The 24,943-nt window shown below is 72.0% G+C and carries 19 protein-coding genes; 17 read left to right on the forward strand and 2 right to left on the reverse strand.

Features of this window, described 5'->3' with window-relative positions:
- Window positions 1-37: 37 nt before the first annotated feature.
- Complete coding sequence (locus DWB77_RS20895; protein WP_120722695.1) at window positions 38-856, forward strand: oxidoreductase; 819 nt, start codon at window positions 38-40, stop codon at window positions 854-856.
- A 433-nt stretch (window positions 857-1,289) separates the two neighbouring features.
- Here the strand turns inward: DWB77_RS20895 and DWB77_RS20905 are convergent, their stop codons facing one another.
- Window positions 1,290-2,126 (reverse strand): HAD family hydrolase, encoded by an 837-nt coding sequence (locus DWB77_RS20905; protein WP_120722697.1) that lies wholly within the window; start codon window positions 2,124-2,126, stop codon window positions 1,290-1,292.
- 454 nt (window positions 2,127-2,580) lie between these two features.
- On the opposite strand from DWB77_RS20905, the gene ssd reads away from it, so the two are divergent.
- The 7 genes from ssd to DWB77_RS20940 all read left to right on the forward strand — a co-directional run bounded on the left by ssd (window position 2,581) and on the right by DWB77_RS20940 (window position 7,763).
- Entirely contained in the window at window positions 2,581-3,684 is a 1,104-nt protein-coding gene (gene ssd, locus DWB77_RS20910; RefSeq protein ID WP_120722698.1) for a septum site-determining protein Ssd, read from the forward strand.
- A gap of 29 nt (window positions 3,685-3,713) precedes the next feature.
- Window positions 3,714-4,916, forward strand: coding sequence for a TadA family conjugal transfer-associated ATPase (locus tag DWB77_RS20915; protein ID WP_120722699.1), 1,203 nt, complete (start codon window positions 3,714-3,716; stop codon window positions 4,914-4,916).
- An 11-nt stretch (window positions 4,917-4,927) separates the two neighbouring features.
- Window positions 4,928-5,800: a type II secretion system F family protein gene (locus tag DWB77_RS20920; RefSeq protein WP_120728048.1), complete on the forward strand. Its 873-nt coding sequence runs from the start codon at window positions 4,928-4,930 to the stop codon at window positions 5,798-5,800.
- Window positions 5,797-6,591 carry a type II secretion system F family protein gene (locus DWB77_RS20925; protein ID WP_120728050.1) on the forward strand — a complete coding sequence of 265 codons (795 nt, stop codon included), beginning with the start codon at window positions 5,797-5,799 and terminating at the stop codon, window positions 6,589-6,591. The genes DWB77_RS20920 and DWB77_RS20925 overlap by 4 nt, the downstream gene beginning before the upstream one ends.
- A 140-nt stretch (window positions 6,592-6,731) precedes the next feature.
- The gene (locus DWB77_RS20930; RefSeq protein WP_428985134.1) at window positions 6,732-6,965 is read left to right on the forward strand and encodes a DUF4244 domain-containing protein; all 234 of its coding nucleotides are present in this window, start codon (window positions 6,732-6,734) and stop codon (window positions 6,963-6,965) included.
- Window positions 6,952-7,329: a TadE family type IV pilus minor pilin gene (locus DWB77_RS20935; RefSeq protein ID WP_120722700.1), complete on the forward strand. Its 378-nt coding sequence runs from the start codon at window positions 6,952-6,954 to the stop codon at window positions 7,327-7,329. The genes DWB77_RS20930 and DWB77_RS20935 overlap by 14 nt, the downstream gene beginning before the upstream one ends.
- An 80-nt stretch (window positions 7,330-7,409) precedes the next feature.
- Window positions 7,410-7,763 (forward strand): Rv3654c family TadE-like protein, encoded by a 354-nt coding sequence (locus DWB77_RS20940; protein WP_342777983.1) that lies wholly within the window; start codon window positions 7,410-7,412, stop codon window positions 7,761-7,763.
- On the opposite strand, the gene DWB77_RS20945 is transcribed toward DWB77_RS20940, so the two are convergent.
- A complete protein-coding gene (locus DWB77_RS20945) occupies window positions 7,705-10,182 on the reverse strand; it encodes a DEAD/DEAH box helicase (protein ID WP_120722701.1) in 2,478 nt (825 codons plus the stop codon). The two genes, DWB77_RS20940 and DWB77_RS20945, sit on opposite strands and share 59 nt — an antisense overlap.
- A gap of 79 nt (window positions 10,183-10,261) precedes the next feature.
- Here DWB77_RS20945 and DWB77_RS20950 point away from each other — a divergent pair, with 79 nt between their 5' ends.
- From DWB77_RS20950 to DWB77_RS20990, 9 genes are all read left to right on the forward strand, one after another.
- Window positions 10,262-10,615, forward strand: coding sequence for an STAS domain-containing protein (locus DWB77_RS20950; protein ID WP_053728100.1), 354 nt, complete (start codon window positions 10,262-10,264; stop codon window positions 10,613-10,615).
- A 105-nt stretch (window positions 10,616-10,720) separates the two neighbouring features.
- The gene (locus DWB77_RS20955) at window positions 10,721-11,167 is read left to right on the forward strand and encodes an ATP-binding protein (protein ID WP_120722702.1); all 447 of its coding nucleotides are present in this window, start codon (window positions 10,721-10,723) and stop codon (window positions 11,165-11,167) included.
- Window positions 11,168-11,427: 260 nt separating this feature from the next.
- Window positions 11,428-13,821 (forward strand): sodium-translocating pyrophosphatase, encoded by a 2,394-nt coding sequence (locus DWB77_RS20960; RefSeq protein WP_120722703.1) that lies wholly within the window; start codon window positions 11,428-11,430, stop codon window positions 13,819-13,821.
- 168 nt (window positions 13,822-13,989) lie between these two features.
- Window positions 13,990-14,643 carry a small secreted protein gene (locus DWB77_RS20965; RefSeq protein ID WP_120722704.1) on the forward strand — a complete coding sequence of 218 codons (654 nt, stop codon included), beginning with the start codon at window positions 13,990-13,992 and terminating at the stop codon, window positions 14,641-14,643.
- A gap of 96 nt (window positions 14,644-14,739) precedes the next feature.
- Complete coding sequence (locus DWB77_RS20970) at window positions 14,740-16,239, forward strand: DUF7059 domain-containing protein (RefSeq protein WP_120722705.1); 1,500 nt, start codon at window positions 14,740-14,742, stop codon at window positions 16,237-16,239.
- Between the two features lie 235 nt (window positions 16,240-16,474).
- Window positions 16,475-16,690 (forward strand): hypothetical protein, encoded by a 216-nt coding sequence (locus DWB77_RS20975; RefSeq protein ID WP_120722706.1) that lies wholly within the window; start codon window positions 16,475-16,477, stop codon window positions 16,688-16,690.
- Window positions 16,691-16,878: 188 nt separating this feature from the next.
- Window positions 16,879-19,698 carry a type I DNA topoisomerase gene (topA, locus tag DWB77_RS20980; protein ID WP_120722707.1) on the forward strand — a complete coding sequence of 940 codons (2,820 nt, stop codon included), beginning with the start codon at window positions 16,879-16,881 and terminating at the stop codon, window positions 19,696-19,698.
- A gap of 140 nt (window positions 19,699-19,838) precedes the next feature.
- Window positions 19,839-23,264, forward strand: a complete 3,426-nt coding sequence (gene tmk, locus DWB77_RS20985) for a dTMP kinase (protein WP_120722708.1) — start codon at window positions 19,839-19,841, stop codon at window positions 23,262-23,264.
- Window positions 23,265-23,636: 372 nt separating this feature from the next.
- Window positions 23,637-24,842, forward strand: a complete 1,206-nt coding sequence (locus tag DWB77_RS20990; RefSeq protein ID WP_120722709.1) for a DNA polymerase III subunit delta' — start codon at window positions 23,637-23,639, stop codon at window positions 24,840-24,842.
- Window positions 24,843-24,943: the final 101 nt, after the last annotated feature.

The raw sequence follows: 24,943 nt of genomic DNA on the forward strand, positions 1-24,943 counted from the left end.
GTGGGGTGTGGCTTGCGGACGCGTAGCCTCGCTACTTATGAGTACGAACGCCGCTGACCCTCTTGTCGCCCTGGGCGGGCTGCCGGGCGTCCCGGATGCCGTGGACTCCGTGCGCAAGGCCGTGGACCGGGTCTACGGGCACCGTGTGATGCGGCGCCGCAGCAACGAGATCACCTCGGAGGCGGCGCTGCGCGGGGCGCGTGGCAGCGCGGCCTTGTCCGGCGCGGACTGGGCCCTCGAAGAGGTGCGGCGGCGTACCGACTTCGGCAGTGAGAGCGAGGCGCGTACGGTCGGCGCGGCCCTGCGGCTGACCGCGGAAGCCGGTCAACTCCTGTCCATCTGGCGGCAGTCGCCCCTGCGGGTGCTCGCCCGACTGCACCTGGTCGCCGCGGCGGACGCCGATGACGCGGTCGGCCGGCCGCGGGGGATCGGCGAAGCCGTGGACGAGCCCCTCATCGAGGTTCCGCTGCCCGACGCGGACGAGGTCGCGGGCCGCCTCGAAGGGCTCTCCCAGTTGATCATCGCGGGCAGTTCGGCGCCCGCCCTGGTGACCGCCGCCATCGTGCACGGGGAACTGCTCGCACTGCGCCCCTTCACCTCGTACAACGGGATCGTCGCGCGGACCGCGGAGCGGATCGTGCTGATCGGCAGCGGTCTCGATCCCAAGGCGATCTGCCCCTCCGAGGTCGGCCACGCGGAACTCGGGCGGGCGGCGTACGCGGCGGCCCTCGACGGCTATGTCTCGGGGACTCCGCAGGGCATGGCGGCCTGGATCACCCACTGCGGCAAGGCCGTCGAGCTCGGTGTGCGCGAATCGACGGCGGTGTGCGAGGCGCTTCAGCGCGGCGCCGCGTAGGCGCCGGACACGGGCGCGCGGCTCGACGGGCTGAGCGCGCGGCTCGGGGACTTCGGGAGAAAAGGGTTGCGGCGGTATCGATGTCCGATACCGCCGCTGGCATGTCCACCGGGTTACCAAGCGTCCTCGAATGGTGCCCATCAGGCCGGGATTCTCTGCCCGTTCACCTGGTGCGGCTGGCCCGTAATCGACGGGTCGACGTCGCGTGGGTGCTCGATGTTCATGCTCGGTCCGTGGGGCCTTTATTGCGTAGAAGGTGATCCTCTCGGATGTCCCAGGTCTCGCGGGCCGTTGAGTCCTTTCTACTCCCGAACGGCGAGAAGCGAAACCCCTGACCACAGTTCTTTACTTTTAGCTTCAAACAGGGAGGAAACGGGCGTCTGTTTTCGCCTGTTTCTCCAGACGCGCACGTCGAACGGGTTTGGCGCCCCTCTCACGCAGAGGCGGCATCCCGCCGACGGCTCGCGTACCAGACGATGCCGGCGGTCGCGGCGGCCGCGCCGACCGCCGCCGCTGCCACCAGTGCCGACCGGGGCGGCATCTTGATCGCGGGCAACCGTTGCTTGAGGCTCACCGGCTTGTTGAAGACGAGAATCGGCCATTGTCTGGCGGTCGCTTCGCGGCGCAGGGCCCGGTCCGGATTGACGGCGTAGGGGTGGCCGACCGACTCCAGCATCGGGACGTCGGTCGCCGAATCGCTGTAGGCGTAGCAGCGCGCCAGGTCGTATCCCTCGGAGGCGGCCAGGTCCTTGACGGCCTCGGCCTTCGTCGGCCCATAGGCGTAGTACTCCACGTCCCCCGTGAAGCAGCCGTCGTCGCCGACCACCATTCTGGTGGCCACCACCCGGTCCGCGCCCAGCAGTTCGCCGATCGGCTCGACGACCTCGGCGCCGGAGGTCGACACGATGACCACGTCACGGCCGGCGGCGTGGTGCTCCTCGATGAGGGAGGCGGCCTCGTCGTAGATGATCGGGTCGATCAGATCATGCAGCGTCTCGGCGACGATCTCCTTGACCTGCTGGACGTTCCAGCCCTTGCACAGAGCGGACAGATACTCGCGCATCCCCTCCATCTGGTCGTGGTCCGCACCGCCCGCGAGGAATACGAACTGCGCGTACGCAGTGCGCAGTACGGCGCGGCGGTTGATCAGTCCTCCTTGATAGAAGGACTTGCTGAAGGTCAGCGTCGACGACTTGGCAATGACTGTCTTGTCCAAGTCGAAGAAGGCGGCGGTACGCGGCAACGAGTGGTTTTCCACAAGTCCGAGCATAGGCGCCCACCATTCGGCGTAAGCTCAGGCGCGTGGGTTTGCCTGAGAAGGCTCTCGGGTACACCATGGAAGTCACGGATCGTTCGCGACCGTGCTAACCCGGTCCGACTCCTCCCCCCCGAGTCGTACCGTGGGGACGACCCCCGCTCTCCCCCCCGGCGGGGGTCGTCGCATGTCCGGACGCGTTTTCGGCCCTCGGTTCCGATCGCTGTCCCCTTCTCCCGCCCTCGCGCGCAGGGCTGTCTCACGCCTCGGGCTCGTCACTGTGCGTAATGGTTGCGCTGCGCTCCGGAAGTCACCGGTATAGGCGAACGAGATATCCACAACGCGGCCGTTGTCCACAGATTTCGACCAAGATCCACATCATTTCAGGTCTGCCTCCACGGTGATTCCAGTTCGCGAAGAACGCGGACACGGGAATCGCAGAGAGGGGACGGAAAACGTGGACGGAGTCATGGCTTCCGATCGATCGCCGGGCGCGGAAGGGCGTCGCGGCGGACCGCTGATCGTGACCGAGGACGAGGAACTGCTCGACGATCTGCTGCGGCTGTGCGCCGCCGCGGGCACCGAACCCGAGGTCTGCCACGGGGTGCCCGAACGCCGGGGAGGCTGGGAGAACGCGCCGCTGATCCTGGTGGGCGACGACGCGGCGCCCCGGCTGCTCGGAGCCGCCCGCAGGCGCGGGGTGCTCCTGGTGGGCCGGGACCAGGACGACCCCGGGGTCTGGCAGAGGGCTGTGGAGCTCGGCGCGGACCATGTGCTGCGGCTGCCCGACGCCGAGCCGTGGCTCGTCGACCGGATCGCGGACGCGGCCGAAGGCGTGGGGCGGCCCGCCCTGACGGTCGGAGTGGTCGGCGGACGGGGCGGGGCCGGCGCCTCGACACTGGCCTGCGCCCTCGCGGTGACCGCCGCCCGAGCGGGCCGGCGCACCCTGCTCATCGACGGCGACCCGCTCGGCGGCGGCCTCGATGTGCTGCTCGGCGGCGAACAGGCCGACGGGCGACGATGGCCGGATTTCGCCGCCTCGCGAGGGCGGGTCGCCGGGGGCGCCCTGGAGGAATCCCTGCCGCGGCTGCACCAGTTGAGGGTGTTGAGCTGGGATCGCGGGGACTCGGTGGTGATCCCGGGCGAAGCGATGCGCGCCGTGCTCGCTGCCGCCCGCAGGCGCGGCGGGGTGGTCGTCGTGGACCTGCCGCGCCGCGTCGACGACTCGGTGGTCGAGGCACTCGCCCAGCTGGACCTGGGACTGCTGGTGGTCCCGGCCGAACTGCGCGCGGTCGCCGCGGCCAACCGGGTCGCCGCCTCGGTCGGGATGGTGCTGCGCGATCTGCGCGCCGTGGTGCGCGGCCCGTACGCGTCCGGTCTCGACGAACAGTGGGTGGCCGACGCCCTGGGGCTGCCGCTGGCCGGCGAACTGCCGGTGGAGCCCGGGTTGTTGGAAGCCCAGGAGGCAGGCGCGCCGCCGGGCAGCGCGCCCCGTGGACCCTTGGCCAAATTCTGTACGGCCTTCTGGGACCAGGCGCTGGCCGGCGGCCTCACCGGGGGAGCGCTGTCATGAGGGGGACGCGGAATGCGCGCTATCCGGGTATGACGGTGCCGGTCGACGACGGGGCACGGGCGCACGGCGATCTCGCGCGGGGAGCCGGACCGCCCTTGCTCGACGCCGTACGGCAACGCCTGGCCGAGAGCGGGGCCGAACCCACCCCGGCCAGGGTCGCCGCCGCCCTGCGCGCCCAGGGCAGGCTGCTCGGCGATGCCGAAGTGCTGGGTGGGGCCGAGGAGTTGAGGTGCGAGCTGGTGGGGACGGGCCCGCTGGAACCCCTGCTCGCCGACCCCGAGGTGACGGACGTCCTGGTCTCCGCACCCGACCGGGTGTGGGTGGACCGGGGCGGCGGGCTCGAACTGACCGGCGTCCGCTTCGCCGACGCGGCGGCGGTGCGCCGGCTGGCCCAGCGCCTGGCCGCGGTGGCGGGACGCAGGCTGGACGACGCCCGGCCCTGGGTGGATGCCCGGCTGCCGGACGGCACCCGGATGCATGCCGTCCTGGACCCGGTCGCCGTCGGCTCGGCCTGCCTCTCGTTGCGGGTGGTGCGTCCCAGGGCGTTCACCCTGGCCGAACTCACCGCGGCCAAAACGGTGCCGCCCGGGGGTGAACGGCTGCTGCGGGCGTTGATTGAAGCGCGGGTTTCGTTCCTGGTCAGCGGCGGCACCGGCACCGGCAAGACCACGCTTCTCTCCACCTTGCTCGGCCTCGTGGGGGCGGAGGAGCGCATCGTCCTGGCCGAGGATTCCGCCGAGTTGAGGCCCGACCATCCCCATGTGGTGCGCCTCGAATCGCGGCCCGCCAACCAGGAGGGCGCGGGGTTGGTGACCCTGCGGGACCTGGTGCGCCAGGCGCTGCGCATGCGGCCGGACCGGCTGGTCGTGGGCGAGGTGCGGGGCGCCGAGGTGACCGACCTGCTGGGCGCTTTGAATACGGGCCACGAGGGAGGTTCGGGGACGGTTCACGCGAATTCGGCGGCCGATGTGCCGGCCCGTCTCGAAGCGCTGGGCACGGCGGCCGGGCTAGACCGGGCCGCGCTGCACAGCCAGTTGGCGGCCGCGCTGTCGGTGGTGGTCCACCTCGTACGTGACCGGGCGGGGCAGCGCCGCATCGCCGAGGTGCGCGTCCTGGAGCGCGACCCGGCGGGCCTGGTCAGGACGGTGCCCGCGCTGCGGTGGGGCGAGGCGGGGTTCGAGCACGACTCGGGCTGGGAGCGGCTGCGGACACTGATCGGGGGTGCGTGGTGACGGCCCTGTCGATGGGGCTGCCCGCCTGGGCGGCGATGTGCGCGGGGGCCGCGGCGTGGATGTGGACGGGCCAGGACCAGGGGATGCGAAGGGCCCGGCTGATCTTCGCGGGCGCGGCGAGCGGGGGCGCTGCTGGGGACGGCTCCGGGCTCGGGCCGGCGCCCCTGGGACGGTGGATCGAGCGAGTGCGGAGTCGATCGCGCCCGCGCGTGGAGTGGCTGTGCCTACCGCTGGGCCTGGCGCTCGCCGTCCTCGGCGGGTCGGTGCTTCCGCTGGTCGCCGGGGCCCTGGCGGTGCCGCTGGTGGGACGGCGGCTGCGTGCCCGAGAGCGTGAGCGGGCCAGGGCGCGGCGCGCCGACGAGGTGATCGCCTGGTGTGCCGCGGTGGCCGGGGAGCTGCGGGCGGGCCGCCAACCCGGCCGGGCGCTGGCGCTGGCCGCCCGGGACACGACGGCCTTGGGCGCGGCGACGGCGCCGGTGGTGGCGGCCGCCACGTTCGGCGGCGATGTGCCGGGCGCGCTGCGTGAGGCGGCCAAGGAGCCGGGCGCCGAGGGCCTCGCCGGAGTCGCCGCGTGCTGGCAGGTAGCGGTGGACGGCGGCGCCGGGCTCGCCTCCGGGCTGGAGCGTCTTGAGGGCGCGCTGCGGGCCGAGCGGGAACAACAGGAGTCGCTGCGCTCGGAGTTGGCGGGCCCGCGCACCACGGTACTGCTGCTCGCGCTCCTGCCGGCCCTGGGACTGGTGCTCGGTACGGCGATGGGCGCGGGACCGTTACGGGTGCTGCTGCACAGCGCGGCCGGCTTCGGATGCCTGCTGGTGGCCGGGGTCCTGGAGGCCGCCGGGGTGTGGTGGGCGGCCCGGATCGTACGGGCGGGGGAGGGGCGATGAGCCTGTTCGGACCGGACGTTGCCCACAGGCTGGGGGCGGTGGTGGGGGTGGCCGCCCTCGCCCTGTGGGCGGCCCTGGCGGTGGCGCGGCGCGGAGAGGAACGCAGGGTGCGGCGCCGAATGGCCGCGCTGCTGGCTCTGGAGGCGATGACCCCGCCCTCACGCCGGCGCTGGGATCCACGGTGGACGGCGCGGGCGAAGCCCTGGGCCGCACCACTCGGCGCACTCGTTGCTTGCTACGTCCTGGTCGGCGGGGTCGCGGGCGTACTCGTCGGCCTGGCGGCGGCGTACGGGACCCGGGCGTGGGGGCGCCGACAGCGGGCCCGGGGGCAGGGCGCCGAGGCGTCACGGGCCGCGGCACGCGAACTGCCGCTCGCCGCCGACCTGTTGGCCGCGTGCCTGGCGGCCGGTGCCGGGCCGCGCGAGGCGGCGGGAGCGGTCGGAGCATCCCTCCAGGGGCCCGTCGGAGCCCGGCTCGGGAAGGTGGCGGCCGAACTGCGCATGGGCGGCGACCCGGTCGAGGCGTGGGGGAGGTTGGGGGCGATACCGGGGGCGTCGGAGCTGGCCCGCTGCCTGGAGCGGGCCGCCTCGTCCGGGGCTCCGGCGGCGGGCCCGGTCGCGCGGGTGGCCGAGCGCTGCCGCGCCGAACGAACCCGCCAGGCCTCGGCCCGGGCCAGACGCGCGGGCGTACTGATCACCGGCCCCCTGGGGCTCTGCTTCCTGCCGGCCTTCCTGGCTGCGGGCGTCGCCCCGGTGGTGATCGGGCTTGCGGGCGGGTTGCTGAGGCGGTGAACCAGGGCGTGGGCGGCGTAACGCACGGGCGCCGCGGAACGCACGGGCCACGTAGCGCGCGGGCCACGTAACGCGCGGGCCATGTGCCGCGCGGCACACGAACCACTCAACGAACGTACTCATCAAGGGAGTTCAACACCATGACTGCGATCATGAACCACCCGGCGGATGCCACGAAGCGACGGATGCGGCTCTGGCGGCTGGCGCTGCGGCGCCGGATCCGGGGTGATGCCGGGATGTCGACGTCCGAGTACGCCGTGGGCACGCTTGCCGCATGCGCTTTCGCCGCGATCTTGTACAAGGTCGTCACGAGCGGCGGGGTCGTCACGGCGCTGACCCAGCTGATCACCAAGGCGCTCGATGTGCAGTTCTGAGCGCTCCGGGCGGTGGCGGCGCGACCGGGGCTTCGTGACGGCCGAGACGGCGGTGGCGATCCCGGCCCTGGTGGGGTTCGCGCTGGCGCTGCTCTGGGCGCTGACGGCGGCCTCCGCGGAGATCCGGTGTGTGGACGCGGCCCGGGCCGGGGCCCGTGCGGTGGCCCGCAGCGAACCGGAGACCGTCGCGGTGGCGGCTGCCCGGTCGGCGGCGCCGAAGGGTGCCACGGTCACGGTGCGGCGGACCGGTGAGCTGTGGCGGGTCCGGGTGGAGTCCGCCACCCCGGGCCCGCACCACCTGGCCCTGACGCTGAGCGCGGAAGCGGCGGCCCTGGCCGAGGACACGGTGGGGGAGGCCCTGTGAAGGGGCGGGAGCCAAGCGCCACGAACCGGTGCCTGTCCACTCGATGGAGGCTGAACTGGTCTATAAGGGAAGCGAGTTGTGTGGATCGGGGTTCCGCCACCGTGTGGGTGGCGCTCACGGCCGCCACGATGTGCGCGGTGTTCGCGGCGGTGCTGTGCCTCGGACAGGCGGTGGCTGCGCGGCACCGGGCCGGCGGGGCCGCCGATCTGGCCGCCCTCGCGGCGGCCGACCGGGCCCTGTGGGGCGCGACGGATGCCTGTGCCAAGGCCGCCGAGGTCGCCGCGGCCCAGGGTGCGCGGATGGTGCGCTGTTCGGTGACCGGAGAGATCGCGGACGTACGGGTGCGGGCGAGGTTCGGCCCGTACGCACCCAGCGTCAGGGCCCGGGCGGGGCCGCCCCCGGGTCCGACGGGGCGCCCCGCAGCAGTTCCGTGAGGAGGCGGACGGCGCCCCGCTTGTGCAGGGGGTCGTTGCCGTTGCCGCACTTGGGTGACTGGATGCAGGACGGGCAGCCGGCCTCGCACTCGCAGGACGCGATCGCCTCGCGGGTCGCGGTCAGCCAGCGTGCGGCGGTGTGGAAGGCGCGCTCGGCGAATCCGGCGCCGCCGGGGTTCCCGTCGTACACGAAGACCGTCGGCAGCAGGGTGTCCGGGTGCAGCGGGATGGAGACGCCGCCGATGTCCCAGCGGTCGCAGGTGGCGAAGAGCGGGAGCATCCCGATGGAGGCGTGTTCGGCGGCGTGCAGGGCGCCGCCGAGGATCTCCGGGTTGACGCGGGCGGCGTCGAGCTGGTCCTCGGTGACCGTCCACCACACGGCCTTGGTGCGCAGGGTGCGGGGCGGCAGGTCCAGCTTGGTCTCGCCGAGCACCTCGCCGGTGATCAGTTTGCGGCGCAGGAAGGAGACGACCTGGTTGGTGACCTCGACGGAGCCGTAGCAGAGGCGGCCGGCTCCCCACGGGATCTCGGTGTCGGTGGCCAGTACGGAGATGGAGGTGGTGTCCCTGGCGACGGTCGAATAAGGCGGGCTGGCCTCCTCGACGAGGGCGGCGGAGTCCTCCAGGTCCAGGTGCTTCACCAGGTACGTACGGCCCTGGTGGAGGTGGACGGCGCCGTCGTGGACGGCGGTGTGGGCGGCGGACGCGTCGACCGTGCCGAGCAGCCGTCCCGTCGAGGCCTCGACGACCTGGACCGGGCGGCCGCCACCGCCCCGGATGTCGGTGAGGTCGGCGGCCCGCTCGCGCCGGGTCCAGAACCATCCGTTGCTGCGGCGCCGGAGCAGCCCGGCCCGCTCCAGTTGCGGCATGAGGTCGGGGCTCGCGGGCCCGAAAAGCTCCAGGTCGGCCTCGGTGAGCGGCAGTTCGGCGGCCGCCGCGCAGAGATGGGGGGCCAGGACGTACGGATTGTCCGGGTCGAGCACGGTGGACTCGACGGGCTGCTGGAACAGCGCCTCGGGGTGGTGGACGAGGTAGGTGTCCAGCGGGTCGTCGCGGGCGATCAGGACGGCGAGGGCGCCCTCGCCCGAGCGGCCGGCCCGGCCGGCCTGCTGCCACAGCGAGGCGCGGGTGCCCGGATAGCCCGCGATCAGGACGGCGTCGAGGCCCGAGACGTCGATGCCGAGTTCCAGGGCGGTGGTGGCGGCGAGGCCCAGGAGCTCGCCGGAGTGCAGGGCCTGCTCCAGGGCGCGGCGTTCTTCGGGCAGGTAGCCGCCCCGGTAGGCGGCGACACGCCGGGCGAGGGTCCGGTCGACCTCGTACAGGCGCTCCTGGGCGATGACCGAGATCAGCTCGGCGCCGCGCCGGGAGCGGACGAAGGCGACCGTGCGGACGCCCTGCACGGCCAGATCGGTGAGGAGGTCGGCGGTCTCGGCGATGGCGGTGCGGCGCACCGGGGCGCCCTTCTCGCCGGGCAGGTCGGTGAGTGGGGGCTCCCACAGGGCGAAGACGAGTTCGCCGCGCGGGGAGGCGTCGTCGGCGACCTCGACGACGGGCAGGCCGGTCAGGCGTCCCGCGGCGACCGCGGGCTCGGCGGCCGTCGCCGAGGCGAGCAGGAAGACCGGGTCGGCGCCGTAACGGGCGCACAGGCGGCGCAGCCGGCGAAGGACCTGGGCGACGTGGGAGCCGAAGACGCCCCGGTAGGTGTGGCACTCGTCGATGACGACATAGCGCAGGGAGCGCAGGAAGGAGGACCACCTGGGGTGGGAGGGCAGGATGCCCAGGTGCAGCATGTCCGGATTGGTGAGGACGTAGTTGGCGTACTGGCGCACCCACTCGCGTTCCTCGACCGGGGTGTCGCCGTCGTATACGGCGGGCCGGATCGCGTTGCCCAAGGGGGCCGCGAGGGCCTTCACCGAGCGGCGCTGGTCGGCCGCCAGGGCCTTGGTCGGGGCGAGGTAGAGCGCGGTCGCGCCGCGGCCGTTCGGGGCCTCGGAGCCGTCCAGGAGGGTGCTGAGGACGGGCGCCAGGTAGGCCAGCGACTTGCCGGAGGCGGTGCCGGTGGCGATCACCACCGACTCGCCGTTGAGGGCGTGCTCGGCGGCGGTGGCCTGGTGGGCCCAGGGATGCTCCACGCCGGCGCTCTGGATGGCGTTGATCACTTCCGGGCGGATGAGGTGCGGCCAGACTGCATGACGGCCCGCGCGCGGGGGCAAGTGCTCCGTATGAGTGATGCGCGCAGCCCGGCCTGCCCCCGTGGCGAGTCGGTCGAGGACCGTGCCGGGGTCGGGTCGTTCACCCGTGCTGTCGGCGGGTGTTCTGGGGCGGTGATTCCTGGCCATCGGCACCGAGTGTGTCACTGGCGTAGCGGACAATGGTCCCAAGGCGTCGTGCATGGCTGCTGGTAAGTGATTGAATGCCATCGCGGCTGGCGATCCGTTCTCTGGCTCCGCCGGGGAGTCTCAGGGGGCGGCCGCTCGATAGCAAGGTGCTGGAGGATCCGTGGACCTGTCCCTGTCGACTCGCAATGTGTCCGGCCCTGGTGGCGACCGTACGGTCGTCGAGGTCGGTGGCGAGATTGATGTGTATACCGCGCCCAAGCTGCGCGAGCAGTTGGTCGAGTTGGTGAACGACGGCAGCTACCACCTGGTTGTCGACATGGAGGGCGTGGACTTCCTCGACTCCACCGGCCTGGGTGTGCTCGTCGGCGGGCTCAAGCGTGTGCGTGCGCACGAGGGCTCGTTGCGCCTGGTCTGCAACCAGGAGCGCATTTTGAAGATCTTCCGGATCACGGGGCTCACCAAGGTGTTCCCGATCCACGGCTCGGTCGACGAGGCCGTCAACGCGACCGACTGACGGCGGCCGTCCTTCGACGGCTCCGGAGGTAGGACAGGGGCGCCGGGCGGCACTGTGGCCCGGGGCCCCTGAGATGTTCGCCCGTACGTTCGAGGGGGATCGCCAATGGCCACCGTTGAACTCCGTTTCAGTGCCCAGCCCGAACACGTCAGGACGGCCCGTCTCGTGGCGGCCGCCGTGGCGCGCCGGGCCGGGGTCGACGAGGCAGTGCTCGACGAGGTCAGACTCGCCGTCGGTGAGGCGTGCAGCCGTGCTGTCGGGCTGCACCGTTCGCACGGCGTCGATGCCCCCGTCCTTGTCGTCCTGACCGAGGAGGAGAAGTTGTTCTCCATCGAGGTCGGCGACGAGGTGCCGGGGTCGGGTGGTGGCGCCGCCGCGGTGCCGGGCGTGCGCGGTTCGGCGCCCGAGGGCGATCTCGACGACGGCGCGGAGGACGAAATGGGCCTCGCCGTCATCAGCGGGCTCGTGGACGATGTGGAGGTCACCTCCGGCGAGTCCGGTGGTGTCATTCGGATGAGCTGGCCCACCACACCGGTCACGACGCTTCCCTGATCCACTTTTTTTGATATTGAGACGGGCCCTGCTGAGCAGGGCCTTTTTCATTTCTTGATCCAAAATTACCGGCTCGCAGCTAGATCATCGATCACGCGTCAATGCTTTTGCCCCATTACCGCTTTCGGGGGCTCTTTCGTGACCGGATCTCTCTCTGATGAGCCAACGAAGGTCAATTCCATTTGCGGCGCCCTGTTTTGATCGTGTTCCGCTACCTACAATCCGTCCACATCTTGAGCTCTGAGCGTCAAGGAGGACGAATGGCGGGGCTCTTCAACCCAACGGAACTCGACCACCCCACATCCCTGGCTGCCGCGGTCCTGACCGACGGCAACCGGCTGATCGTGATCGTCATCGCGGCTGTCGCGCTGGCGGCCCTGATCGTCGCGCAATTGCTGGTGCGCCAGGTCCTCGCCGCGGGCGAGGGCACCGATTCGATGAAGAAGATCGCGGCGGCCGTACAGGAAGGCGCCAATGCCTATCTGACCCGGCAGCTGCGCACCCTCGGCGTCTTTGCCGTCGTGGTGTTCTTCCTGCTGTTCCTGCTGCCGTCCGACAACTGGTCGCAGCGCGTAGGCCGTTCCGTGTTCTTCCTGATCGGCGCCGTCTTCTCGGCGACGACGGGATACATCGGGATGCGTCTCGCCGTACGCGCGAATGTGCGTGTCGCGGCAGCCGCCCGAGAGGCGACTCCCGCCGAGGGCGAACCCGAAAAAGATCTCACCACGGTCTCCCACAAGGCGATGAAGATCGCTTTCCGCACGGGTGGCGTCGTCGGCATGTTCACGGTGGGCCTCGGCCTGCTCGGTGCCTCCGTCGTTGTGCTCGTGTACGCGGCCGACGCGCCCAAGGTCCTGGAGGGCTTCGGGCTCGGGGCCGCGCTGATCGCGATGTTCATGCGAGTCGGCGGCGGCATCTTCACCAAGGCCGCCGACGTCGGCGCCGACCTGGTCGGCAAGGTCGAGCAGGGCATCCCCGAGGACGACCCGCGCAACGCCGCCACCATCGCGGACAACGTGGGCGACAACGTCGGCGACTGCGCCGGCATGGCAGCCGACCTGTTCGAGTCCTACGCCGTGACCCTGGTCGCGGCGCTGATCCTCGGCAAGGCGGCGTTCGGCGACTCGGGCCTCGCCTTCCCGCTGATCGTCCCGGCGATCGGCGTGGTCACCGCGATGATCGGTATCTTCGCGGTCGCCCCGCGGCGCGCCGACCGCAGCGGAATGTCGGCCATCAACCGCGGCTTCTTCATCTCGGCGGTGATCTCGCTGGCCATGGTGGCCGTCGCGGTCTTCGTCTACCTGCCGTCCACGTACGCCCAGTTGAACGGCGTCACGGACGACGTGATCAAGGGGCATGACGGCAACCCGCGGATCCTCGCCCTGGTCGCCGTCGCCATCGGCATCGTCCTGGCGGCGCTGATCCAGCAGTTGACGGGGTACTTCACCGAGACGACCCGGCGCCCCGTCAAGGACATCGGCAGGTCCTCGCTCACGGGGCCCGCCACCGTCGTCCTGGCCGGCATCTCCATCGGTCTCGAATCGGCCGTCTACACCGCCCTGTTGATCGGTCTCGGCGTGTACGGGGCCTTCCTGCTCGGCGGCACCTCGGTCATGCTCGCGCTGTTCGCGGTGGCCCTGGCCGGTACCGGCCTGCTGACCACCGTGGGCGTGATCGTAGCCATGGACACGTTCGGCCCGGTCTCCGACAACGCCCAGGGCATCGCGGAGATGTCCGGCGACGTCACGGGAGCGGGCGCCCAGGTGCTCACCGACCTGGACGCCGTGGGCAACACCACCAAGGCCATCACCAAGGGCATCGCCATCGCCACGGCCGTCCTCGCGGCCTCGGCGCTCTACGGCTCCTTCAAGGACGCCATCGGGACGGCCGTCAACGACGTCCACGCCAAGGCCGGGGAACTGACCTTGAGCATGGACATCTCACAGCCCAACAACCTGGTCGGGCTGATGCTGGGCGCGGCGGTCGTGTTCCTCTTCTCGGGGCTCGCGATCAACGCCGTGTCCCGCTCCGCCGGGGCCGTGGTCTTCGAGGTGCGGCGGCAGTTCCGCGAGCACCCCGGGATCATGGACTACACCGAGCAGCCGGAATACGGACGAGTCGTCGACATCTGTACGAAGGACGCGTTGCGCGAACTGGCCACCCCCGGCCTGCTCGCGGTGCTCGCCCCCATCGCGGTCGGCTTCACGCTCGGCGTCGGCGCGCTCGGCTCCTACCTGGCGGGTGCGATCGGCACCGGCACTCTGATGGCGGTGTTCCTCGCCAACTCGGGCGGCGCTTGGGACAACGCCAAGAAGTTGGTCGAGGACGGCCACTTCGGCGGCAAGGGCAGCGACGCCCACGCCGCCACCGTCATCGGCGACACCGTCGGCGATCCCTTCAAGGACACGGCGGGCCCCGCGATCAACCCGCTGCTCAAGGTGATGAACCTGGTGGCCCTCCTGATCGCGCCGGCCATCGTCAAGTTCAGCTACGGCGACGACGCGAACCCCGCCGTCCGCGGGATCGTGGCGGCGCTCGCCATCCTGGTCATCATCGGCGCGGTGTACGTGTCGAAGCGGCGCAGCGTGGCCGTGGGTGACGACGGCACCAGCGAGCGGGTGGCGAAGCCGGCGGACCCGGCGGTGGTTTCGTAACCCTTCAAGGAGCAAAGGGCGGGCGGGCGGTGGGGTTTGACACACCGTCCGCCCGTTTCGCTTGGTGCAAATGGCTGCAATAGGGGGCAGATCACATGGACGGCAAGCGATTGTCGCCCACTTGGCGTGTATGTTCCGGGGCCGAGAGCCTTGGAAGGGACCAAACCGGTGAACAAGAAGCTTGCAGCCGCACTGTCCGGCGGTGCGGTACTGACCCTGATGTTGTCGGGCTGTAGCGATGACTCCAGCAAGAAGGTCGACGACTGGGCGAAGACCTTCTGCAACACGGCCCAGCCGCAGTTCAAGAAGATCACCGACGCCAACGCCGCGATCCAGGCGCAGACGCGCGACGACAGCAAGCCGGCCGATGTGCAGAAGACGGACTCGGCCGCCTTCCAGCAGATCTCGGACGCCTACAAGGCGCTGGGCGCAGCCGTCGACAAGGCCGGGGCTCCGCCGGTCAAGGACGGCGCCACCACCCAGCAGGAGGCCGTCAAGGAACTGAACGCCTCCTCCGTGTCGTACGCGAACCTCAAGAAGAAGGTGGACGCGCTCAACGCCGGGGACCAGGCGGCGTTCGCCAAGGGCCTGGAGGACATCGCGACCGAGCTCGGCAAGATCAGCTCGACGGGTGACGCGTCCCTGAAGAAGCTGGAGTCCGGCGACGTCGGCAAGGCCATGCAGAAGCAGCCCGGCTGCCAGAAGCAGACGCCGTCCTCCCCCGCGCCGTCGGGCTCGGGCGCGGGCGCACCGGCCGACAAGTCGGCCTCGCCTTCCGGCTCCGCGTCGCCCTCGGCCTCGCAGAGCGCCAAGTCGTCGTAATCTCCGTGCGCCTTCGTCCGTGGCCCGGCTCCCTCGTGGGGGCCGGGCCACGGACGTGAGGGGGTGATTGTCAGAGGCAGCGGCGACAATGGCGGGGTGAGTACGACCAGTCTTCCCGCGCCCGGTCACGCAGCCCGCCTGCGCGACGCCCTGCTCGCCGCCGCCTTCACCGCCGACGGCCTGCTCGACCTGCTCGGCGCCCCTGCGTATGCGGCGCTGGCCCGCAGCGAGACCGTCCCCGCCCTGCGCGCCACCCGGGGTCGGACCCCGCTCGACACTCTGGTGCGGCTCTTCCTGCTCCAGCAGCCCGTCGGGTACGAGAGCGCCCGGGCGGCCCTGCCGCTCGACGAGGCCCTCGCGGACGGCTGGGTGGTCCGCGCGGGCGACGAGGTGCGGGCCACGGTCGACGTGCGGCCCTACGGCGGCCCCGAAGGGCAGGACTGGTTCATCGTCTCCGACCTGGGGTGCGCGGTCGGCGGCGCGGGCGGCGCAAGCGGGCGCGACGAGGCGATGGTGCTCGGCGTCGGCGGCGCCTCCACGACGCTGGCCGGCCTCACGGTCCGCGTGCCCGCGGGCTCGGCCCTCGACCTCGGCACCGGCTCCGGCATCCAGGCGCTGCACGCCGCACAGCACGCCACCCGGGTCACCGCCACCGACCTGAACCCGCGCGCCCTCGACTTCACCCGGCTCACCCTCGCGCTGTCGGGCGCGCCGGAGGCCGAGCTGCGGACGGGCTCGCTGTACGAGCCGGTCGGCGAGGACACCTACGACCTCATCGTCTCCAACCCGCCGTTCGTGATCTCGCCCGGAGCGCGGCTGACCTACCGCGACGGCGGTATGGGCGGGGACGATCTGTGCCGCACGCTCGTTCAAGGGGCGGGGGAGCGGCTCAACCCCGGCGGATACGCCCAGTTCCTGGCCAACTGGCAGCACGTCGAGGGCGAGGAGTGGCAGGACCGGCTGCGCTCCTGGATCCCGCGCGGCTGCGACGCCTGGATCGTGCAGCGCGAGGTCCAGGACATCACCCAGTACGCCGAGTTGTGGCTGCGCGACGCCGGGGACCACCACAGCGACCCGGCGCGCTACGCGGAGCGCTACGAGGCCTGGCTGGACGAGTTCGAGGCGCGCAAGACCAAGGCGGTCGGCTTCGGCTGGATCACCCTGCGCCGCACCGACAGCGACCGGCCGTCCATCGTGGCGGAGGAGTGGCCGCACCCCGTCGAGCAGCCGCTCGGCGACACCGTGCGGGCGCACTTCGAGCGGCAGGACTATCTGCGCGAGCACGACGACGCGGCGCTGCTCGCCGACCGGTTCCGCCTCGCCGACGAGGTGGTGCAGGAGCAGGTGGGGCTGCCGGGCGCCGACGACCCGGAGCATGTGGTGCTCCGTCAGAACCGCGGCATGCGCCGGGCCACCAAGGTCGACACGGTGGGCGCCGGTTTCGCCGGCGTCTGTGACGGCGAGCTGTCGGCGGGCCGGATTCTGGACGCGATCGCCCAGTTGATCGACGAGGACCCGGTGCTGCTGCGCGACCGTACACCGGAGTCCATCCGACTCCTGGTGGACCAGGGCTTCCTGGAGCCGGTGGCCGAGTAGGGCCCGCCGGGGCGGCCTCGGGGGGAGGGGAGTTGGCCGTACGACGGCTGGGGGCGGGTGAAGTCCTGGTCGGGGCGCGGATGTTCGGGTCCGGAGGGCGGACGTCCGCGTTCGGGGCGCGGGACGGGCGGATCTGGCTGAAATGTGCATGATCGGGTGAGCGTTCACCCGGCGTTCGCCGCGATGCGGCCCGGGTGCTGCCCGGGGGTGTCGCGCGGCGGCCAGGATCGCGGCCATGAACGCACTGGGAGGGACCGAGACGGGGCCGGCCGTCTTCGCGGGGGCGGTGTTCGTGCTGTTCGGAGGGGCTCTGCTGCTGTGGACGGCGTCCTGTGTGTGCCGCCGCGTCCCGGTCGCCCACGGCGCCTCCCCGGTTCCGGCCGCGGTGCTCGCGAGCGTCTTCGGTGTGGCGTTCCTCCTGCTCGGGCTCTGGTGCTTCGCCCGGATCTAGCCCGAAAGGGGATGAAACGCTTTTCAGAAGGCTTCGGGACGGTCCGGGCGGCAGGATCGCGGTAAGTCGGGTTACCGTTCGAGTGGCCGCTGCGGCCTTTTGCTGTTTGACACGGGGGCGGGTTGTACCGTCACACTCCGCAGCGTCACGTACTGACACCCGAGTGCCGACCGGAGAGAAGAGCGAAGTTGTCCCCGACCAGCGAGACCGCAAAGGGCGGCCGCCGACTCGTCATCGTCGAGTCTCCTGCCAAGGCGAAGACGATCAAGGGCTACCTCGGCCCCGGTTATGTCGTCGAGGCGAGCGTCGGGCACATCCGCGACCTGCCGAACGGCGCCGCCGAGGTGCCCGAGAAGTACACCGGCGAGGTGCGCCGGCTCGGCGTGGACGTCGAACATGACTTCCAGCCGATCTACGTCGTCAACGCCGACAAGAAGGCCCAGGTCAGGAAGCTCAAGGAGCTTCTGGCCGAGTCCGACGAACTCTTCCTCGCCACCGATGAGGACCGCGAGGGCGAAGCCATCGCGTGGCACTTGCAGGAAGTTCTGAAGCCCAAGGTCCCGGTCCACCGGATGGTCTTCCACGAGATCACCAAGGACGCCATCCGGGACGCCGTCGCCAACCCGCGCGAGCTCAACCAGCGCATGGTCGACGCCCAGGAGACCCGGCGCATCCTCGACCGCCTCTACGGCTACGAGGTCTCGCCGGTCCTGTGGAAGAAGGTCATGCCGCGGCTGTCCGCCGGGCGCGTCCAGTCCGTGGCCACCCGTCTCGTCGTGGAGCGGGAACGCGAGCGCATCGCTTTTCGTTCTGCTGAGTACTGGGACCTGACCGGCACGTTCTCCACCGGTCGGACGGGCGACGCCTCCGACCCGTCCACCCTGGTGGCCCGGCTGAACACGGTCGACGGCCGGCGCGTCGCGCAGGGCCGTGACTTCGGCCCCGACGGACAACTCAAGAGTGACGTCCTGCACCTGGACGAGGCGAACGCGCGGTCCCTGGCCGCCGCCCTCGCCGACTCCTCCTTCGCGGTGCGCTCGGTGGAGTCCAAGCCCTACCGCCGCTCGCCGTACGCCCCGTTCCGTACGACCACGCTTCAGCAGGAGGCCTCGCGCAAGCTGGGCTTCGGCGCCAAGGCGACCATGCAGGTCGCCCAGAAGCTGTACGAGAACGGCTTCATCACCTATATGCGTACGGACTCCACGACGCTGTCCGACACGGCCATCTCGGCCGCCCGGGCGCAGGTGACGCAGTTGTACGGCGCCAACTATCTGCCGGACAAGCCCCGCACCTACGCGGGGAAGGTCAAGAACGCGCAGGAGGCGCACGAGGCGATCCGCCCTTCGGGTGATCGTTTCCGCACCCCCGCCGAGACCGGCCTCACCGGCGACCAGTTCCGGCTCTACGAACTGATCTGGAAGCGGACCGTCGCTTCCCAGATGAAGGACGCGGTCGGCAACTCGGTGACCGTGAAGATCGCGGGCCGGGCGAGCGACGGCCGGCAGGCCGAGTTCACCGCCTCCGGCAAGACGATCACCTTCCACGGCTTCATGAAGGCCTATGTGGAAGGCGCCGACGACCCGAACGCCGAGCTCGACGACCGCGAGCGCCGCCTGCCGCTGGTGGCCGAGGGCGACGCACTGTCGTCCGAGGAGATCTCGGTGGACGGCCACGCGACCAAGCCGCCGGCCCGCTACACCGAGGCCTCGCTGGTCAAGGAGCTGGAAGAGCGCGAGATCGGGCGTCCCTCGACGTACGCCTCGATCATCGGCACGATCCTGGACCGCGGGTATGTGTTCAAGAAGGGCACGGCGCTCGTCCCGTCGTTCCTGAGCTTCGCCGTGGTCAACCTCCTGGAGAAGCACTTCGGCCGGCTCGTCGACTACGACTTCACCGCCAAGATGGAGGACGACCTCGACCGCATCGCACGCGGCGAGGCCCAGTCGGTGCCGTGGCTGAAGCGTTTCTACTTCGGCGAGGGCGACGCGGCGACGGCCGGTGCCGCCTCGGCCGCGGGCAACGGCGACGGGGACCACCTGGGCGGGCTCAAGGAGCTCGTCACCGACCTCGGCGCGATCGACGCCCGCGAGATCTCCTCGTTCCCCGTGGGCGAGGGAATCGTGCTCCGCGTCGGCCGCTACGGCCCGTACGTCGAGCGCGGCGAGAAGGACTCCGAGGGCCACCAGCGCGCGGACGTGCAGGACGACCTGGCGCCCGACGAGCTGACCGTCGAGTACGCGGAGGAACTGCTCGCCAAGCCGAGCGGCGACTTCGAGCTGGGCGCGGACCCGGTGAGCGGCAACCAGATCGTCGCCAAGGACGGCCGCTACGGCCCGTACGTCACCGAGATCCTGCCCGAGGGCACCCCGAAGACCGGCAAGAACGCGGTCAAGCCGCGGACCGCCTCGCTCTTCAAGTCGATGGCCCTGGACACCGTCACCCTGGACGACGCCCTCAAGCTGATGTCGCTGCCCCGCGTGGTCGGCGTCGACGCCGAGGGTGTCGAGATCACCGCGCAGAACGGCCGCTACGGGCCGTATCTGAAGAAGGGCACCGACTCGCGCTCCCTGGAGACCGAGGACCAGCTCTTCTCCATCACGCTCGACGAGGCGCTGGCGATCTACGCCCAGCCCAAGCAGCGTGGCCGCGCCGCCGCCAAGCCCCCGCTCAAGGAGCTCGGCGTCGACCCGGTCAGCGAGAAGCCGGTCGTGGTGAAGGACGGCCGCTTCGGCCCGTACGTCACCGACGGCGAGACCAACGCGACGCTCAGGACCGGCGACAGCGTCGAGGAGATCACCCCGGAGCGGGGCTTCGAGCTGCTCGCCGAGAAGCGCGCCAAGGGGCCCGCCAAGAAGACGGCGAAGAAGGCCCCGGCCAAGAAGGCCGCCGCGAAGAAGGCACCTGCCAAGAAGACGGCGGCGAAGAAGACGACGGCGGCCAAGACGACCGCCGCGAAGAAGGCTCCCGCGAAGAAGACCGCGGCCAAGAAGGCCACGGCCGCGGAGTAGGTCGACGGTGGACGGGGGGTCGGGGCAGTCGCCCCGGCCCCCCGCCGCGCGTTGAGCCCCGGTGGAGCCCGAGTCATGTGGTCCGCCCATATGTTCGGGCGCCCCCTCAAGGATCCGCACGCTCCGGATAGGCTGGGCGGATGACGCGAGGAGCCGAGCATCCCCCAAGCTCCCAAGGAGCAGTGGGTACCCCCACGGACGTGCACCCCACCTCCGACGCCCTGACCGCAGACTCACGGGAGCGCGCCGTCCGCGCCCTGCTGCGCATCCCGCCCCTGCGACGATTGTGGAGCGCCCAACTCATCGGCGGGATCGGCGACGCGCTCGCCGTGCTCGTCACGCTGCTGCTGGCATTGCAGGCCGCCCTGGAGCAGCAGTCGTTCGGGGGTGGATACCGGGGCGCAGCCTTCGCCGTGGCAGCGGTGCTCGGCGCCCGGGCGTTCGCGACGGTGCTCTTCGGCGCCGCGCTGCTCGGCCCGGTCTCCGCGCTGACCGCGCCGGGCGGCCCCCTCGACCGGCGCTGGACGATGGTCGGCGCCGACGGCGTACGGGCCGCGCTGCTGATCGTCGCCCCCCTGTGGATCGACTGGACCCCGCGCCACGCGCTGCTCCTGGTCCTGATCACCGCGTTCCTGGCGGGTGTCGCCGAACGGTTCTGGACGGTCGCCAAGGAGAGCGCCGCCCCCGCGCTGCTGCCCGCGCCTCCTTTGGAGGGCGCCGCCGTCCGGCCGCTGCCGGACCACCTCGACGCCCTGCGCAGGCTCTCGCTGCGTACGACCTTCGTCGCGATCCCGCTGGGCGCGGCGGCGTTGCTCGTCGCGGCCCTCATCAGCAACCTGCTCGGCACGGGCATCGACTGGTTCAAGCTGCACCAGGCCGCCCTCGGCTCGTACCTCGCCGCCGGCCTCTTCGCCGCGTCGATCTCCGTGGTCGCGCTGCTCGAACTGCCGGGCACCCAGACGCCGCGCCCCCGTTCGCCGCTGGAGGGGCTGCGCAGGCCCAGCACCGGCAACGGCCCCGACAAGGGCCGCACCGGGGCGATCCCGCTGTTCGTGCTCGCCTGCGCGTCGGTCGCCGCCGCCATCGCCGCGGCCGTCTCCGTCGCCGTGCTGCACGCCGTGGACCTGGGCGGCGGCCCGGCCGCTTTCGCGCTCCTGGTCCTCGCCCTGACGGGTGGCACGGTGCTCGGCATCCGTACCGCCTCCAAGATCCTTCCGGTGCTCTCCCGGCGCCGTCTGCTGTCCCTCGCGATCGCCGTCACCGGCATCGCGCTGCTCGCCCTCGGCCTCGTGCCGGACCTCGCGACCGTGCTGTTCATCGCCCTGATCGCGGGCGTGTGCGCGGGCGTCGCCGCCAACACCGGGCACGTACTGATCGACCAGGAGACCGAGGAGTACCGCCGGGCCCGCACCGCCGAGCACCTCCAGGCGGTCGTACGGGTCGCGATAGGGCTCGGCGCCATCGCCGCGCCGCTGCTCGCCGCGGCCATCGGCAGTCACCGGCTCGAGTCGGGCTCGTTCGTCTTCGCGCACGGCGGCGCCGGCTTCACGCTGATGCTGGTCGGCGCGCTGCTGTTGCCGCTGGCCGCCGTGGTGCTGGCCAAGGCCGACGACCGCCAGGGCGTGCCCCTGCGGCGCGACCTGGCCGACGCGGTGCGGGGCGCCGACCCCGTACAGGCACCGGCCGCCACCGGCTTCTTCATCGCCCTGGAGGGCGGCGACGGAGCCGGCAAGTCCACCCAGGCCGAGGCGCTCGCCGAATGGATCCGCGCCAAGGGCCACGAAGTCGTCGTCACGCGCGAGCCCGGGGCCACGCCGGTGGGCAAGCGGTTGCGGTCGATCCTGCTGGACGTGTCGTCGGCCGGCCTGTCCAACCGCGCCGAGGCGCTGCTGTACGCGGCCGACCGCGCGGAGCACGTCGACTCGCTGGTACGGCCTGCCCTGCAACGCGGTGCGATCGTCATCTCGGACCGCTACATCGATTCGTCCGTGGCCTACCAGGGGGCCGGTCGTGATCTGTCTCCGACCGAGATTGCCCGAATCAACCGGTGGGCGACTGGCGGACTCGTACCGCATCTGACCGTTCTGCTCGATGTTTCGCCCGAAACGGCCCGCGAGCGCTTCACGGAGGCGCCGGACCGCCTGGAGTCGGAGCCGCCGGAGTTCCACGGCCGGGTCAGGTCCGGGTTCCTCACGCTGGCCGCCGCCGACCCCTCGCGCTACCTGGTGGTCGACGCCGGCCAGGAGCCGGAGGCCGTCACCACCGTCGTACGCCACCGGCTCGACCAGATGCTGCCGCTCTCCGAGGCCGAAGTGAGGGCCCAGGAGGAGGCGCGCAGGAAGGCGGAGGAAGAGGCCAGGAAGCGCGCGGAGGAAGAGGCCGCGCGCAAGGCCGAGGAGGAGCGCCTGGAGCGCGAGCGACAGGAGCAGCTCGCCAAGCTCCGCGCCGAGGAGGAGGAGCGCAAGCGGCGCGAGCTCGAAGAGGCGCGCCGTCGCGAGGAGGAACGCCAGGCGGAGGAGGCCCGTCGCCGGGCCGAGGAGGCCAGGCGGCTCGCCGAGGAGGAGCGGGTCCGGCGCGAGGCCGAGGAGAAGGCGCGCGCGGCCGAGCAGGAACGCCTGCGCAAGCAGGCGGAGGAGGAGTCCCGGCTGCGGGCGGAGGCGGAGGCGCGCCGCCTGGAGAAGCAGCGCAAGGCCGAGGAGGCCCTGCTGCGCGCGGAACAGGCCCGCCGTCTGGCGGAGGCCGCCGCCGCTGCCGCCGCCGAGGAGGCGGCAGCCAAGCAGGCCCGCGCGGGCGCGACGAACGCGTCCGGGGCGGTGGGCGCGGCGGGTGCGACCGGCACCTCGCGTGCGGCCGGCTCGGGCGGTGCGGCCGGCTCGGGCGTGTCCGAGGCAGCTGGTACTGCTCGGTCCGAGCGGTCCGAGCGGTCCGGGCGGTCTGAGCGGTCCGGGCGGTCCGAGCGATCCGAGCGGTCCGAGCGGTCCGAGCGATCCGAGCGATCCGAGCGCTCCGCGGGTTCTGCGGGTCCTGCCGGTCGTCCCGCTGACGTCGCGGAGTCGGAGCTCACCGTTCCCACCCCGGTGGTCAGCCCGAACGAGGTGACCCAGCAGGTCCCGGTCGCCGAGCCCAACGAGATCACCCAGCCCGTGCCGGTGCCCGAACCGGGCGCGCGGGACGCTGCCGGGGCGCGGCCGGGGCGGGTTTCCGACGCCGAGGAGACGACCGTCCTGCCGTCGGTGCCCGACGCGGGACACGACGCGGGGCGTGAGGCCCGGGCCGCCGACGAGACGGCGGTGCTGCCGCCGGTACGCGGCGCCGATCCCTCGGACCGGGTGCCGCCGGGTCTCTTCCGCGACGAGCGCGGCGCGGGTGATTCCTCGGACGGGGGCAACGAGCGTACGCGCGAACTGCCCCAGATCGACCCGGCGACGGGCCAGGAGCGGTCGCGACGGCGCTCGGACTGGGCGGAGGAGACCCCCCTGGACGACCTGCCGACGCTGGCCGACGAACTCCTCGGCTCGCGCGACGACGAGGACGACACCCCGCGGGGCGGCCGCCGCAAGCGCTGACCCCCGGAGACTCGTGCTGGCCCCCTGGGGGCACTCGTGCTGGTACGCAGCTGGAAGTGCGTGCCAGCACGATCGTTTCGGGGGCCGGGATTTTCTAGAGTTGCAGTGCCGCGGGACGGGCGACCGCCGATGACCGCACGAGCCGTGCGGCCCACGACGGCCGCACGGGTCGTGCCTCGATGACGGCCGCATGGGTCGCGTCACCGAGGCCGCCCGCACGGGTCGCGTCGCCGATGCTGCCCGGACGGGTCGCGTCATCGGCCGGCCCGCCCTGACCTGCGGGGGTTTGCCCGCCGACGTCCGTTGTCAGTGGGGTGGCGCACAATGGGGCGCAGCAGCGACCGGAGGGACGAAGGGACGGAGGGGCAGTAGATGGCCGTGTGGGACGACCTGGTGGGCCAGGACCGGTTGCAGGAGCAGCTGGGTGCCGCCGCCCGGGATGCCGATGCGCTGGTCACCGCCGAGCGTTCCGGCGAGCCGCGCCCCGAAGCGTCGAAGATGACGCACGCCTGGCTGTTCACCGGCCCTCCCGGCTCGGGCGGTCCCACCGCGGCCCGGGCATTCGCGGCAGCCCTCCAGTGCGTGAGTCCGGACCGTGCGCTGGGCGGCGCACCGGGCTGCGGTTTCTGCGACGGCTGCCACACGGCGCTGATCGGGACGCACGCCGACGTCACGGTCATCACCACCGAGGGCCTCACCGTGGGCGTCAAGCAGACCCGCGAGCTCGTGAGGGGCGCCCAGATGTCGCCCTCGGGCGGCCGCTGGCAGGTCATCATCATCGAGGACGCCGACCGGTTCACCGAGCAGGCGGCCAACGCCGTCCTCAAGGCGGTGGAGGAGCCCGCCCCCCGCACGGTGTGGCTGCTGTGCGCGCCGTCCCTGGAGGACGTGCTCCCCACCATCAAGTCCCGCTGCCGCCACCTCACTCTGCGCACCCCGCCGGTCGAGGCCGTCGCCGACGTGCTGATACGGCGCGACGGCGTCGAGCCCGAGGTAGCGCATGCCGCGGCCCGCGCCACCCAGGGCCACATCGGCCGGGCCCGCCGCCTGGCCACCGACGCGGCGGCCCGGGCCCGGCGGGCCGCGGTCCTGAAGGTGCCGTTGCGCGTGGACGACGTGGGCGGCTGCCTCAAGGCCGCGCAGGAGCTGGTCGACACCGCCGCCGAGGACGCCAAGCAGATGGCCGAAGAGGTCGACGTCAAGGAGACCGAGGAGCTCAAGGCCGCGATGGGAGGCGTCGCCGGAGGCCGCATGCCGCGCGGCACCGCCGGCGTGATGAAGGAGCTGGAGGACAAGCAGAAGCGCCGCAAGACCCGCACGCAGCGCGACAGCCTGGACCTGGCCCTGAGCGAGCTGACGGGCTTCTACCGCGACGTCCTCGCCCTGCAACTGCGCACCAGGGTGCCCATCGCCAACGAGGACGTGCGGGACGCGGTGGAGCGGGTCGCCCGGGCGTCCGGACCGGAGCGCACCCTGCGCCGCATCGAGTCGATCCTGGCCTGCCGCGAGGCCCTGGACCGCAATGTGGCGCCGCTGCTGGCGGTGGAGTCGATGACGCTGGCCCTGCGAGCGGGCTGAGACAGGACCGAAAGGGGGGCGAGGAGGCGGAGCGGCACCGGGCGCACCGGGAGCTCCGGGGTCGGCCGGCACACCCACCGCCGACGCATCGGCGCGGTCCG

Source organism: Streptomyces hundungensis (genome assembly GCF_003627815.1).
In the GTDB taxonomy this organism is placed as follows: Bacteria; Actinomycetota; Actinomycetes; order Streptomycetales; family Streptomycetaceae; genus Streptomyces; species Streptomyces hundungensis_A.